At 66.7% G+C, this 14,445-nt stretch carries 10 protein-coding genes; 4 read left to right on the top strand and 6 right to left on the bottom strand.

Features of this window, described 5'->3' with window-relative positions:
- Window positions 1–131: 131 nt before the first annotated feature.
- From G554_RS0104625 to G554_RS0104645, 5 genes are all read right to left on the bottom strand, one after another.
- On the bottom strand, window positions 132–1,754 hold the full coding sequence (locus tag G554_RS0104625) for an HNH endonuclease (protein WP_027586996.1): 1,623 nt from the start codon (window positions 1,752–1,754) through the stop codon (window positions 132–134).
- 692 nt (window positions 1,755–2,446) lie between these two features.
- Window positions 2,447–3,466: a GmrSD restriction endonuclease domain-containing protein gene (locus tag G554_RS18645; RefSeq protein ID WP_154654171.1), complete on the bottom strand. Its 1,020-nt coding sequence runs from the start codon at window positions 3,464–3,466 to the stop codon at window positions 2,447–2,449.
- 500 nt (window positions 3,467–3,966) lie between these two features.
- Complete coding sequence (locus tag G554_RS14690; protein WP_051232435.1) at window positions 3,967–6,270, bottom strand: family 78 glycoside hydrolase catalytic domain; 2,304 nt, start codon at window positions 6,268–6,270, stop codon at window positions 3,967–3,969.
- Between the two features lie 75 nt (window positions 6,271–6,345).
- Complete coding sequence (locus G554_RS0104640; protein ID WP_027586998.1) at window positions 6,346–7,284, bottom strand: alcohol dehydrogenase catalytic domain-containing protein; 939 nt, start codon at window positions 7,282–7,284, stop codon at window positions 6,346–6,348.
- Between the two features lie 128 nt (window positions 7,285–7,412).
- The gene (locus tag G554_RS0104645; protein ID WP_051232437.1) at window positions 7,413–8,945 is read right to left on the bottom strand and encodes a sugar transferase; all 1,533 of its coding nucleotides are present in this window, start codon (window positions 8,943–8,945) and stop codon (window positions 7,413–7,415) included.
- A 402-nt stretch (window positions 8,946–9,347) separates the two neighbouring features.
- Between G554_RS0104645 and G554_RS0104650 the strand changes: the two genes are divergently transcribed.
- The 4 genes from G554_RS0104650 (at window position 9,348) to G554_RS14700 (ending at window position 14,123) form a co-directional block, all read left to right on the top strand.
- The gene (locus tag G554_RS0104650) at window positions 9,348–10,490 is read left to right on the top strand and encodes a glycosyltransferase family 4 protein (protein WP_084648311.1); all 1,143 of its coding nucleotides are present in this window, start codon (window positions 9,348–9,350) and stop codon (window positions 10,488–10,490) included.
- A gap of 165 nt (window positions 10,491–10,655) precedes the next feature.
- Window positions 10,656–11,516: a hypothetical protein gene (locus G554_RS16645; protein WP_154654172.1), complete on the top strand. Its 861-nt coding sequence runs from the start codon at window positions 10,656–10,658 to the stop codon at window positions 11,514–11,516.
- Entirely contained in the window at window positions 11,488–12,297 is an 810-nt protein-coding gene (locus G554_RS16650) for a hypothetical protein (RefSeq protein WP_154654173.1), read from the top strand. Before G554_RS16645 ends, G554_RS16650 begins: the two co-directional genes overlap by 29 nt.
- 50 nt (window positions 12,298–12,347) lie before the next feature.
- The gene (locus tag G554_RS14700; protein WP_051232443.1) at window positions 12,348–14,123 is read left to right on the top strand and encodes a glycosyltransferase; all 1,776 of its coding nucleotides are present in this window, start codon (window positions 12,348–12,350) and stop codon (window positions 14,121–14,123) included.
- Here the strand turns inward: G554_RS14700 and G554_RS0104670 are convergent.
- A partial coding sequence (locus G554_RS0104670; protein ID WP_027587002.1) for an integrase core domain-containing protein occupies window positions 14,085–14,445 on the bottom strand: 361 nt, incomplete at its 5' end. The two genes, G554_RS14700 and G554_RS0104670, sit on opposite strands and share 39 nt — an antisense overlap.

Genomic DNA, 14,445 nt, shown 5'->3' on the forward strand with positions numbered 1-14,445 from the left:
CTCGCCGGATCGGGACCTGCTGCTTGGCCTCCATTGGCTGGGTCTGGTGTGCGGTTCGGCGCGGACGGGTGGCTCGCCGGATCGGAACCTGCCGGTTGGCTTCCTTTAGCTGGGGGTCTGGTGCGCGGCCCTCACACCAGTGCCTCCTGCCGCTGGTCGGCGTCCTCGGACCGGTGGTCGAGGCTGTCTGGTGGTCGGGGAGGACTGGGCAGCGGGCTCAGGTGGGCGGAGCTCTCCCGTGGATCCGGGTCACCCGCTCTGGTGGGGTGGGCGGAGCTCTCCTGGTGATCTGGATCATCGGTTCTCGGCCGGGCTCCGGCGGTGAGCAGGGCGGAGTTCTCCCCAGGATCCGGGTTCCCGACTCTGTTGTCGTGTTGAGCGCTGGCGCGATAGACCCTCGACCGGTCGGGCTCGACGACTCGGGGACGTCCGGTGTCGGGATCGAAGACGACCCTGGGCTGATCTCGATCGCGATACCTACCGGGTTCGACAATGGCGTGATGATGTCGGCACACCAGAACCAGATTGCTCAGCTGTGTGCTGCCACCGGCCCACCAGGGGAGTACGTGATGGGCTTGGCACAGGGCTGCAGGGACGGTGCAGCCCTCGTAGATGCATCCTCCGTCCCGGTGCTCCAGGGCCCGCCGGATGGCCGCGGTGACGAGGCGTTCGGAGCGGCCGACGTCCATGATCTGTGAGTCCGAGCCGAGCACGATGGGCAGGATCTCGGCATCGCAGCACATTCTGCGCAGTGTTCCGGCATCGACCGGAACCTCGCCCTCGAAGGTCCCGGCATCGATGAGTCCCTGCAGGGACTCGCGCATGTCCTCGTAGCCGATGGTGACGACGATCCTCGGCGGTTGGCCGCCGGCGGAGGGAATCAGATCAGTACTGGCCAGCAGGTTCGTGGAGTCGACCAGGGCGTCCGCCATCCGTTGAGCGGTGGTTCGGGCACCTCTGGCATCGGCCTCTTTTCGCAGCGTGAGGTATCGAGCGGTGGTGATGATCCCCCGGTTCCGCTGAACCTTCAGGGCATCCAACTCGGCGCGTTCGGCCTGGCGACCCTTCTCGGCGAACGCCTGCAACGCGCCAATGATCGTTCGGCCCTCCAGCTCGGGAACCTTCCCGGAGAACCAGATGGATCCGTGGTCGTCGCTGCCCCAGCAGAACTTCCGTTCGGCCTCCGCCTGCCTGCGGAGAGCTGCTGCCCTCGCCGCCCGGTCGGCTGCCGAGGGTGCCAGCCGGGGTGCTGCGGCCTCCAGAACCGAGGCAGTCCTGCGGGACAACTGGCCCGGCGCCGTGGTGCGCGCCGCATCGATGAACTTCCCGGCTGCAGCATCCTTCTCGTCGGCAGACATCTCGTCGAGAGGCAGTTGGCGCAGCTGCTGCCCGATCGCGACGGCATGGTCAGGGGTGATCGTCCCGGCCAGTGCGGCGTCACGCACAGTGCCATTGGCAGTGATCGCCGAGGCTCGATGGACTTCGCCGATGCCCTGGCTTGAGGACCGGCCCTCCTCCTTCGCCAGGAAGCCCGACAGGGCCAGGCCGGTGGCGCGCTCGGTGGCGCAGGACTTGGCGACGGCGTCGGTGACGACCCGTGCCGAGGTGTCCAGTCTGCGAGCCAGGGTGCGCAGGCAGGTCATCGCCTGGACCTTCTCGGTATCGGGCATGGTGCTGAGCGCGGTGTGATCCAGGCCGTCGAGGGCCTGTGAGATCACCCGGGTCGCAGCCCAGAAATCCGATACCGGTTCCATGGACTAATCATAAGTGGACGGCGTCCACCATGCAAGAGATGAACTGAACTATTATTGAGTTAATCCGAACCATTCCGCGGCATCTCAGCGGGCATCTGGTGAGCCTTCCCGTGTGCAATGAAAGCAGCACGAGAGACCTCAACTAATCAACGCTAGCAGATGGCACTGACAGTTCTTCGAGAGCACACTAATAGCAAGAAATTGCTCAACATTCCAATGCTAGCAGGCAGGTCTGACAGTTCTTGGAGGCGCAGAGGGAGCACAGGCAACCTTCCCAGAAAGGCCTGGCGTCGTCCAGGTTCAGCACAGGTTCTGATGTCGCGATGGGCTGGAGGTTGTGCGGTCAGAGGGTGCGGGGGCATCCCTCGCGTGGCGGGTGACGGACCGTCGGGGACGGCGACCTGACCGGTGGCGACGGGACATTCTCCGCGTGGCGGATGACAGGACCCTTCTGGACGCAATCCACGACCAGAACGAGGGGCATCCCCCGCGTGGCGGATGACGGCGCCAGAGGCCGAGATTTCGGGGAGTGGGGGTACCGGGATGGTGTCGTGCGGGCGAGCGCAAGTGGCTGTGTGCCACGGCGGCAGGGAGAACCGACGGATGCAGGGAAATTCCAGTGCATCCGTCAGGTTTCCCTGCCGCCGTGGATAGGAAAGGGGAATCAGCCCCCGAGTCTCAGCCCTGAGGCCTCAGTGCCACTCGCAGGCGATACCGTCGTTGTCGCGGTCCAAGGCGGGCCGATATCCGGGATGGCCACGGTAGAGCGGTGCAGCTCCGGCCTTCTTCGCAGCGGCACAGTTCTTGTAGTAGACAGCGCTCTTCTTCGCGGTCGACTTTGCCGGTACCTTCTTCTTGGCCGTGGTCTTCTTGGCCACGGTCTTCTTCGCCACGGTCTTCTTGGCCACGGTCTTCTTCTTGGCCGGTGCCTTCGCCGCAGCCTTCTTGGCAGTGGTCTTCTTCGCCACTGCAGCCTTTTTCGCCGGCGCCTTCACCACAGTCTTCTTCGCAGCAGCAGTCTTCGCTGATCCGCTCGCCTTCCACACCACCACCGGCGCCCCGGCTCCCGGCAGCTTCTGACCCTTGCACCCCGACAGCACCCGGTAGATCGCATCGTGCTCAGCCGGCGTCACCCAGAGCTTGTAGCGCACCTTCACCGCGACCTGACGCGCCACGTACTGGCAGCGGAAGGACTTGTTGGCCGGGAGCCAGGTGGCGGCGTCGCCATCACCCTTCTTCTCGTTGGTCGGTCCGTCGACCGCCAGCAGTTCCAGCGGGTCATTGGCCAGTTGACGTCGCTGGGTGGAGCTGAGCTTCTGCGCCCCGGTCTGCCAGGCGTCCGACAGGGCGACGACGTGGTCGATCTGGACGGCTGTCGACGTCCCGTTCCCGCGAGTGAAATGGATGTACTTGGCCGTGTAGGGGTCGTTGAGCACCCCAGAGGCGATGACGCAGCCGTGCGTCCCGGCCTTGACGGTCCTCGACGTGAGGTCGCGGGCCAGGATGTCGTTGCGGGTGTCGCAGCCGTTGCGGTTGACATCGGCCCAGGCCTGTCCGAACTGCGCCCTGCTGTACCCGGTCTTGGGCGCCCGGCCCTTCACCGGCACCTTCGCCAGCGCTGCCAGTGCGGTTCCCTGGGCGGCCGACTTGGCAGGGGCGTTCGTCGCAGCGGCCTTGGCGGGCAACGCCGATATCCCGGCCTGGCGCGACATGTCGGCAGAGGTCCCGCCGGCAGCGGAGGCCGTGCTGGATCCAGGGGCACCAGCAGGGGAGACGCCGCTCGACCGTGAGGCCGACGACACTCCTGCCTGCGCCACGGCCGGCCCGCCGGAAACCCCGGCAGAAGCTCCAGCAGAGGCCCGGGCGGGGGTCGCAGCAGTCACCGCCGACTCCGTGGTGCCACCGCAACCCGTCATGGCCAGGGCAGCGGCCACCACGACGACTCCGGTCCCGGCGCGGAACAGGAGGTCGGGGTGTCGATGGCTATGGCCAGACTGGCTATGACCAGAGAGGGGCAGGGGTTGCAGATCACGGTGGCGGCTTTCGCTGGAGGGTGGACAGGTCAGACGGCACTGGCCCCGAGGCGATTGCGGCGTCTCGAACCAGGCAGCAGTAGTTCTACCTGTCGCCACCGACAACTCTGACGGGAGGCAGCACCACCAGCCTGACAGACTAGTCACAGCCACGGTGGGCGTGACCCCGGCCCCCGCATTCAGGCGGGCAGCAGCTCCCAGATGCTCTCCCCGGGCCCCACCTCGATCACCCCGGCCCCGACATCGCCGGCCGGATCCTCCCCGCCCCCGGCGCCCAGTTCCACCCGGCACACCATCTCCTCGGGCACCACCAGATGAAGCTTGCGGGTGCTCAGATCCCATTCGACGGTCAACCTGCCACGCGAGGTCAGCCGGCTCGACCGGCACTGGGAGACGCCGTCCACCAGCCCGGGACGGATCCGCACCTCGGCCCAGTCCGGGGCCACCCGTTGGACCCCGGCGACCCGGGTGAGGATCCAGTCGGCCACGGTCCCCTGGAAGAAGTGGTCGCGGCTGCGCGCCCCGGCGTCCCACCTCTCCCACATCGTGGTCGCGCCCTGGTCGATCCAGTACCCCCACGACGGGCAGCTGCGCTGGGTCGCGATGAGGAAGGCGTCGGCGCCGAAGCCGGCGTCGGTGAGCACGTTGAGCAGCAGGCTGGTGCCGATGTGGCCGGTGTTGAGGTGGTGGTGGCGGCCGTGGACGTCGTCCACCAGGCTCTCCAGCACCGCCTGCCGGCTGGCCTGCGGCACGATCCCGAAGGCCAGCGGCATGAGGTTCGAGGTCTGCCGGTACTCGCCGTCGCGAGCGGGTGAGGCGGAGGGGTCGAGGGAGGTGGCGTAGCAGCACCGCACGGGATCCAGGAAGACGCCGTTGATCCTCTCGGCGAGGGTCCTGGCGGCGTCCGAGAACTCGTCAGGCCGGTGGAGACGCCCGGCCAGCTCGGCCGCCTGCCGCAGCCCTCGGTACAGGAAGCAGGATGCCGACAGCCGGGTGTCCTCGGGAGGGGGCCCGTCGATGTAACCGGGGGAGAGGTAGTCGCCGAGTTCAGAGCGGGCCAAGCCGTCGTCGTCCAGTCGCGACAGCTCCCAGCGCAGGTATCTGCCAAGGCACTCCCAGTGGCGTCCCGCCGGTTCCAGATCCCCGTAGACATCGGCCAGATGCATCAGCATCCCGGGCAGGATGCAGGACCACTCGGGGGCCGGGGCGCACTCGCCGGGCAGATATCCCCAGCCCGGACTCGGCGCGATGACGGACAGCTGTCCGGAGGGGAGCTGGGTGGCGGCGACGTCGTCCAGCCATTTCGTGAAGAGCTCTCGCAGGTCGAACAGCCCTGACATCGAGTCCATCGCGACCAGCACGTCGCCGGTCCAGCCGTTCTTCTCGAAGATGGGCGTGTCGGTGGGGATGTGGTGCAGGTTGTTGAGGACGGTGGTCGACATCATCGTGACGAGGCGGTTGAGGATCGGTACGTCGCAGTGGAAGTCGACCGCCGGGCGGACCTGCTGGACCAGGGGGATGGCGGTGATCTCGCCGGGGTCGGGGCAGCGCTCCAGCCCCTCGACGCACAGGTAGCGGAAGCCCTTGTAACTGAACTCGGGCTGCCAGTACAGCCGCCGACCGGCGCCGATGAGCAGGTCGGTCTGGAAGCGCGGGGTGTGGACGTGCTCGTTGGCGCAGGTCAGGTTGCCCTCGCGATCGAGCTTCTCGCCGAACCGGACGCGCAGCTGTCGGCCCTCGGCCAGCGGGAGGTCGTAGCGGGCGACGCCGGCGATCATCTGGCCGAGGTCGCCGATCCAGCCGGCGGCCGATCCTCGCCAGCTGGGTCGGATCGGGGTGCCGGGGACCACGGGCTCATGAGGGCGCTCGACGAGTCGACCGCCGGGGCCCTGGACCACCGCCACCGGTGACCAGTCGCCTGGAGTGCAGCGGTCGTCGTAGGTCTCGCCCTCATACATCGAGTCGAAGCGGATCGGGCCCTCGCCGCAGATCCAGGACTGGTCGCTCACCAGCAGGATGTCCTCAGTGTCATCCCGTGTCAGCGCGCAGATGAGCCTCGGATCGGCCCGCCATGGGGCCTTCTCCCAGCGCCAGGCGTTCGGGGTGGCCATGTTGAAGAAGCCGCGCCCCAGCGTCACCTCAAGGGTGTTGCGGCCCGGTCGGAGCAGGGAGGAGACGTCGTGGCGGGAGTAGTAGATGACCCGCCGGGGATCGCTGATCGCCGGCTCCAGGGCTCCGACCCCGACAGGCACTCCGTTGACCCGGATGGCATGGACGCCGAGCCCGGCGATCCTCAGGACGATGCTGCCGCCAGCGGCACGATCCGGTTCGGGAGCGGCGTCCAGGCTGAAAGCCCGCCGGAACACCGGGGCCGCCGCATCGCCGCTGGCATCGGCGCTGGCCACCTTGCCCCTGGGACTCGACGGCCGGGAGATCCAGCTCGCCAGGTGGAGTGGATCGGAGGCAGGCTCGGTATGTTCCATGGCAGGACGCTACGCCGATCCGCCAGTGGAGGCGCGAGCCGAGCTGGCCAGCAACCCACAGCCAGTCGGCACCAACTACATCAGCCCCGCTGCATTCCTCACATCTGCGGTGCTCAGCAGGATCTTGCCGCGCAGATGCCCAGCGGCCAGACGCCGGTACGCGGCTTGGGCGGAATCCAGCGAGTACACCGAGTCGATCGGCAGCATGATGTCCCCGACAGCCAGAGCTCTCGCCAGCCGATCCAGGTCATCAGGAAGCGCGGCAGCAGATCCGTCGGTGTGGACCCCGAGCTCTCCGGCGGTGGAGCCGGCGGCCACTGCATTGATCCGGGAGGCGGACACCCCGAAATTCAGCAGGCCTTTGACCTCATCGATTCCACGGGTCGAGTAAGCGGCACTGATCCCAGCCGGTGCCAGTTCCCGCAGCCGATCCCACATGCCCCCGTCGTAGTCCACCGGGATCACTCCGAGAGCGCGCAGGAAGTCGAAGTTGGCCGGGCTCGCGCTCCCGATCACTCTCGCCCCACAGGCGCGGGAGAGCTGCGCGGCGAGCACCCCGACGCCACCGGCTGCACCGCTGACGAAAACCGTCTCGTCCTCAGACGGAGCAATCGCCCGCACCCCCGCGACAGCGGTCGTCCCGGCGATCTGAAGACCGCCGGCCACGTCGAGGCCCAGCCCGGCGGGCAGCAGATGCAGATCCCGAGGAGAGGCCAACAGGTAGTCGGCGGCAGCGGCCAGACGACGCCCACCGAACACCAGGTCCCCCACGGCCAACCCCGCGACCCCAGCGCCCACTCCGGCCACCACGCCGGAGAAGTCATTGCCGCACCCTGAAGGCAGATCGGGGACGATGAAGAAGGTGCCGGCCATGATTCGCAAGTCGGAGGGGTTCAGCCCGGCATAGACCACCCGGACCAGCACCTGGCCGGGCCCGGCAACAAGTTCAGGGGCAGGCTCGACACACAGATTCTCGATCCCACCGAACTCATGGAAGACGATTCGACGCGGCATCCCGACCCCTGTCCTCGGCCCATACAAGCTGGCCCGAACGGCCAGCGATGCTGTGCAGGCTAGTACCTACCAGGGCTCAACCGTCGGATCAGGATCAGTCAGCGACTGTCCCACTCCTGCATGGCGAATCAGTACGCCCCCGAGGACCCCACCACGGCCTTCGCGGTCCTGCCCAGGATCGCGACATCCTGGAGCATCGACCAGTTGTCCACGTAGTACAGATCCAGTCGGACGGTGTCCTCCCAGGACAGATCCGAGCGCCCGGACACCTGCCACAGCCCGGTCAGACCGGGGCGAACATCCAGACGCCGCAGCACCTGAGGCTGATACCGCGCCACCTCGGCCTCCAGGGCCGGACGTGGCCCCACCAAGGACATCTCACCCCTGAGCACATTGAGGAACTGGGGCATCTCGTCGATCGAGTAGCGCCGGATGAAGGCCCCCACCCGGGTGATCCGGGGGTCCTTCCTCATCTTGAACAGCACACCATCCGACTCGTTGTGGGCCAGCAGGGCCCTCGCCTTGATGGTCTCGGCATCGGTGACCATGCTGCGCAGCTTGAGGCAGTTGAACACCTCACCGCCCAGCCCTACCCGTCGCTGCTTGAAGATCACCGGGCCGCCGTCCTCCAGCTTGATCGCCAAGGCCGCCACAGCCACCAGCGGCGCAGTGGCGACGAGCAGCAGGACAGCCCCGACGAGGTCCACCACCCGCTTGGGCCCGGCTCCGGCCCTGGCAGCCCGCGGCTTCTCGATATGCACCAGGGGTAGGCCGGCGACAGGGCGCACGTTCATCCGAGCGGCGGCCACATCGGTCACCGAGGGCACCACGATGAGATCGGTGCGCTCATCCTCCAGCTGTCGGGCGATGAGGTTGAAGTCGCGCCCGCTGGGGTAGGCGCCCTCGGTGAAGATGACGGTGTCCACCCCTGTGCGCCGCACAGCGTCCACCACATACTCGGGCACCGCGACGACCGGCACGGTGAGCGCTGCCTGGCAGCCCTTGATGTCCTCGGTGAGCACGCCGACCGGGTCGTAGCCCAGCCAGGTCTCCCGGTTGAGGATGGTCATCACCTCGATGATGTGATCCAGGTCGCCGGCGATGAGCACCCGGGACCGGTACTTTCCCTTGACCCGGGCCAACTTGATGATCCGGCGATAGGTGATATGAGCCACCAGAACCGACGGAATCCCGATCAGGAAAACGGTGACGTAGAAAGTTCTCGACAGCGGATACTCAAGCAGATAAGAGGAGATCCCGAGCAGCCCTGCGGTGAGCAGTGAACCGTGGAACACCCTCCGGTACTCGGCGACCTCGGTGGTCAGCTGGGTGCGCCGGTAGCCGCCGACGAGCCCGATCATCGCTGCCCACAGCGGCATCACGGTCAGTACAACGGGGGTGTAGAGGCGGGCGTCGTTGAACAGCTCGGCGTTGGCGTGCGCGCTGATTAACAGCGCCAGAATGACCACCGCGCCGATCACGGCCAGATCGATGCTCATCGAGGTCTTGATCCGCCAACGCCGGTGGCCGGGGTCGCGGTCGGGGGTGGAGCGTCGCACAGCCTCGGGTGTGGCGCCCCTGAGGGGCAGTTGGGATGCCGGTGCGGCGGTGGCCACCTCCCGCAGCGCGGGGAAAGGGTGGACCATCGGCTCGTCGATCACTGCGGGACTCCTCTCGTGGGCAACTTCGGCACTGCAGTGCCCATCGGGCTTGGGCTCATCGGGCCCTGACCCACGTGGACAGGGCCCCACCCGGGCCGGCGTGATTGGGTGTCACTCTAACGAGACTTGGCCGAAAGTTACGGATTCTCGTGGATCAGACTTTTGTCTAAGTGGTCGCCGTCCACATGAGAATTCTTGGTCGTACCATTAAGAGGAGGTGTCGATCTCCCAACTGACAAGACGAGATGCAGTCACAGACGGGATTTGATCGCGATTCTCCCGCCTCGATCATTTCGCGGTCAGCGAACGGATGGACACCGGTTCAATCCGGTTCAGGTGGCCGGCAGCTGGCGCGCGGCTCTGAGTGTCAGACTTAGGGAAGCCGATGGAAGGAAAGCTGTGATGCGCCCTGTTGCCCTGGTGAGTTGCCCCGACCACTCGGCTCGGGTGACGCCGCGAGTGAGCCGCCTGGCTCAGGCGCTGCGCGGGGCCGGACAGCCTGTGGTCATCTGGCAGGTGGATGACGCCGCGCATCCCAAGGCCGACGGCTCGAGGCCTCCCCGTGACCACGGGCGCCAGCAGGGTCAGACGCCGGTCCGCCATCTTCCGGCGCCGCGCCAGGGGCAGACGATCCGTTCGAGGATGCTGCGGCGTCATGCGGTGGCCGAGGCCCAGCAGATCTGGCGCCGGGCGCTGCGTGAGGACCGGCCGACTGCCCTGAATCTTCAGGGCTTCGGCTCGGCAGGCAGCTACGGGCTGTCGCTGGCCAAGCGCGAGAACGCCCCGTTGGTGCTCACCAGTACCGGGGAGACGCTGGCCCGCAATCGCCAGCCTGTCCCCGTCAAGCCTTTCGTGGAGACCCTGCGCCTGGCCGGCGCGATCACCGCGGTCTCCCGTCCGGTGCGCGACGACCTGCATCTGAGGTTCGGCGCCGAGCGTGTTCAGGTGATTCCCGATGGAATCGATCCCTCTCTCGACCTGGACTTCGGCTGGGGTGACATTCCCTGGCAGATCGATGGCCGCAAGGTGGTCTTCGCGGCTGGGGCGGTGGACCAGAGCAGCGGCTTCGATCTGTTGGTCGAGGCGGCGGCGCGCAGCGGGGTGGCCTACCGGCTGGTGATCGGTGGGGACGGCGGCTCTCTGGGCACCTTGAGGAGCTGGTCCCGCCAGCTCGGCGGGCGGGCCAGCATCGAGTGGGCCGGATCGGTGTCGGCACGGCAGATCGCAGCCGGGATGGAGCACGCGGACGTGGTGGTCTTCCCCAACCGCGCCGACACCGATCCGGGTGCCATCGTCAGCGCGTGGAAGCTGGGGACCCCAGTGGTGGCCTCGGCGACCGCAGGCGCCGTCTCGGTGGTGAACCACGGGATGGACGGCCTGCTGACCCCGATCGGTCAGTCGGCTCCACTGGCCGAATGCGTGGATCGGCTGCTGATCGACCAGCCGCTGGCCGAAGGCCTCGCCGAAGAGGGCGGCCGGAGGGTGGCCGAGCTCAGCTGGGAGACGGCAGCGAGCCGGTACCTTGAGGTCTTCGCAAGACTCTGAGCGAGCCCACCACTTCTCACGCCGCAAAGCCGCAAGGGAGATCGGAATGCTGCGGTTACCAGGGCCGACTGAGTCTCGCCCTTGAGCCTTTCATGATGACCTTCCTTGAACTGCAGTGCGGACCCGCGTGCATGGCGACAGTGTCCCGCCGATATGGTGACGGCCATGCTGTCGCACGCCGGCACGGCCATGCGGCTGTGGCATGACCTTGACCGCCCCATCACCGGCAGGCGGGTCCCGGGTTCCATACCGGTGCTGGCGGCCAGTGTGTTTGTCGGCCTGGTGGTGGACGCCTTGATCGTTCCCACCGGGTTCAACCTGGCCTACAGCGACGCACAGTCCCACTTGACCATTGCTCGGCGTCTCTTCGACACCGCCAGCGGAGCCGGCATCCAGCAACTCGGTACGGTCTGGCTGCCGATGCCACATCTGCTGCTGGCTCCCATGGTGCTGTCGAGATGGATGTGGCACACGGGGTGGGGGGCGGCGGTGCTGGGTTCGATCTGCCTGGGTGTGACGGCGTGTTGTGTGTATCGCTCTGTCGCGCGCTGGGGAGGGGGTCGGGCGGCTCGCATGGTGGGAGTTGCTGTCGTGGTGATCAATCCCTCGATGCTCTACCTGTGCGCCACCGCGCTCACCGAACCGGTGCTCATCGCGGCGATGGCGATGAGCCTGGCGGGATTGTCCGATCTGGCGACCCGCCGCCGGATCTCAAGTCCCGGCGAGGTGGCGATCTTCTGTGGCATTCCCGCAGCCCTGGCCGCACTGTCGCGCTATGAGGGGTGGGCACTGTGCCTGACCGGGACGATCTTTGTCGCCGCGGTGGTGTGGCGCCGTAGCAGATCGTGGTCCAGACTTGCCGCCACGGTGGCTGGCTTCGGCGGGCCTCCGGTGCTGGCCATCTTGTGGTGGCTGGGCTACAACTGGGGTTGTCTTTCACGATCCGCTGGCGTTCTTCAGGGGGCAGTTCTCGGCCAATGCCCAGCAGGCCGAGATCGTGGCCAATGGCGTCAGCACGAAGTCTGACTTGGGAGCCAGTCTGGCGGCATTGAATCTCGCGGTGAGCTCCAGTGTGGGACCGGCCTCGATCGCCATCGCCGCGTTCGGGGTCGTGGCGTTCATCCTCAGCAAGCGCCGGGGAGACCGCGGCCTACTCCTGGTGGCCGCGGCGAGCAGCTATCTCTTCCTGGTCGTCGCCCTGTACGCCGGCCAGGCAATCACCTGGAATCCAGCGGTACGTTCCGGCTACTCGTGGAACAACCGGTTCGGCATGGCGAGCATCCTCCCAGTTGCGTTGCTGGCCGCGGTCGGTGTCCAGACTGTTGAGGATCTAGCCGACCGCGTCGGGTCCGGCACGCTACGGACATGGGTTCGCAGCATTGTGTCCGTGCTCCTGGTCGGCGTGCTGGTTCTCCAGGCCTTCTGGTTCATGCAGCATCCGGCCGAACGCTCACAGGTCATCAAGGAGGCCGCAGTGTCATGGCAGGCGGACGCTCTTCCCCGTCAGGCGGCAGTGTGGCTAGGGCGACATTATGACGGCGGTCGGATACTGCTGGATGAGACTGGCAGCGCAAACGCCCAGCTTCCCCAGATTGGGTTGCCACTGAGGCAGTACTACCTTCAGGCCGACGGCGTGCGTTTCCAACAAGCGCTGGCCCAGCCGGAGGGACATGTTCGTTGGGTGTGGGTGAGCAGCAAGGGGCAGGACGCCGTGCGGACGGCCTCTGCCACCCCTTCCTTCCAGCGGGACTACCGGCCAGCCTTCGCCAACGCCGCGATTACCATCTACGTCAGGACGCACGGATGACTATTTCGGGGGTGCGAGGCGCTGCGAGCGGTGAGCAGCAGGCTGGTGGGGTGACGGATCATCGGCTGGATCCCCGGGTCATGGTGGAGGCCGGCTGGGGTGCGGGCAATGAGTCCCAGACTCCGGACTGGATCCCGTGGTGCCGAGAGCACGGTGAGCTGCTGGTGGCGGCGTCGGGACCAGTGACGACGGCGCTCCGTCTCAGCGTTCTGGACGCTACCGGTGAGTCCAGCGTGGGATTTCTGCACGCTGACCCGCAGCAGATCTGCGATGCGCAGGCACAGCTGCGCGTGTGGTTGGCGAATGAGGCTGCCGAGGGGTTCGCTGAAGCCACCCCGAACTTCTCAGCCAAGAAGGGGATCTGGCGGCGGCAGGCGGTCCTGCCCGCACTGGCAGGAATCCTCATCGTGGCTGGGGCGATTCTCGACTGGAGAGTCCTGATCGTCGTGCTCTTCGGGCTGGGCAGTGTTTCCTTCCTGATCAGCTCGGGGTACAAGGTGATGGCGACCTTCCTCAGCCCAGTGCGGAGGTTTCAGGAGAGACGTATTGCGGGACCGGCCGGCCGGTGGCGCCAGAGGTCCGTGAACCCAATCGCCGGTAAGGGCGGCTTCGGAGAGAATGCGGCAGCGCCAGAAGAGGCTGATTCTCTGGAAGCGGCAGGGGAGTCCATCGGCGAGGATGAGATGCCGGTGTACTCGATTCTGGTGCCGGTGTTTCATGAGGCGGCCGTGGTGGCCAGCATCATGCGCAGCTTCCTGCGTCTGGACTATCCCCGGGAGAAACTTGATGTCTTGATCTTGCTGGAGGAGGATGATGTCGAGACCATCCAGGCAGCCAGAGCAGCGGAACCGCCGAGATGGATGCGGCTGATCATTGTGCCGGCCGGGGAGCCGCGCACCAAGCCGCGTGCCTGCAACGTCGGGCTGCTGCTGTGCCGGGGGGAGTATGTGGTCATCTATGACGCCGAGGATCGGCCCGAGCCGGATCAACTGCGTAAGGCTCTGGTGAGTTTTCGCCACGACTCTGGCCGTCAGGGACAGCTCGCCTGTGTGCAGGCATCCCTGAACTTCTACAACCCTGACTACAACCTGCTCACTCGGATGTTCGCCATCGAGTACGCCCAGTGGTTCGATTTCATGCTTGTTGGGTTGGCGGGGACTCGGATGCCATTGCCTCTTGGGGGCACCTCGAACCACTTCAAGCGGTCTGCTCTGGTTGAGGTCGGTGGCTGGGACCCCTACAACGTCACCGAGGACGCCGACCTGGGCATCCGGCTGGCAGCCTCGGGATACCGGGTCGACGTCATCGACTCGACCACCTGGGAGGAGGCCACCCCGCAGCTGATGCCGTGGATCCGGCAACGGACCCGATGGATCAAGGGTTACCTCGTCACTGCTGCGGTGAATCTGCGACGTCCGGCTCGCTGGCTGAGACACAATGGGGGCAGGGCGGCGGTGACGATGGCGGGCCTGATTGTTGGGACGCCGGCGAACTTCTTGCTGTACCCGGTGACGCTGGCATTCACCTTGTGCGCTTGGCTGCTGGGCCCGCTGGTCCAGATCCGCCTGCCCCACGATCTGCTCGTGCTTGGTCTGACCAACCTCGTTGTCATGAACGTGCTGATGATCATCACCTCTGGCATCGCGGCGTGGCGGCGATACAACTGGAGAATCGGCATCTTCGCGATCTTCCTGCCGGTCTACTGGCTGCTGCATGCGGCAGCGGCCTGGCGGGCGGCTTACCAGCTGATCTTCGACCCCCACCGGTGGGAGAAGACGCCGCACGGCCTAGATGTACTTCCCCGTGACGTTGTGAACGCGGGCTGAGGGGGTCTGGCCGCCGATCCCGGTGTGGGGTCTGTGGTGATTGTAGTGATGGAGCCAGGTCTCGTAGGCTGCGGCGCGCTCGGCTTCGCTGGCGTAGGGCTTCGCGTAGGCCCACTCGACGGCGAGGGTGCGGTTGAACCGCTCGACCTTGCCGTTGGTCTGCGGCCGGTATGGCCGGGTCCACTTGTGCTTCACATGGTCGCCGAGCGCGTCAGCGAAGGCGCCTGACCGGTAGCAGGAACCGTTGTCGGTCATCACCGCGGTGACTGTGACGCCCAGGCCTGTGAAGAACGCGTTCGCGCGGGTCCAGAACCCCGCTGCG

The organism is Acidipropionibacterium thoenii DSM 20276 (assembly GCF_000423445.1).
GTDB lineage: Bacteria > Actinomycetota > Actinomycetes > Propionibacteriales > Propionibacteriaceae > Acidipropionibacterium > Acidipropionibacterium thoenii.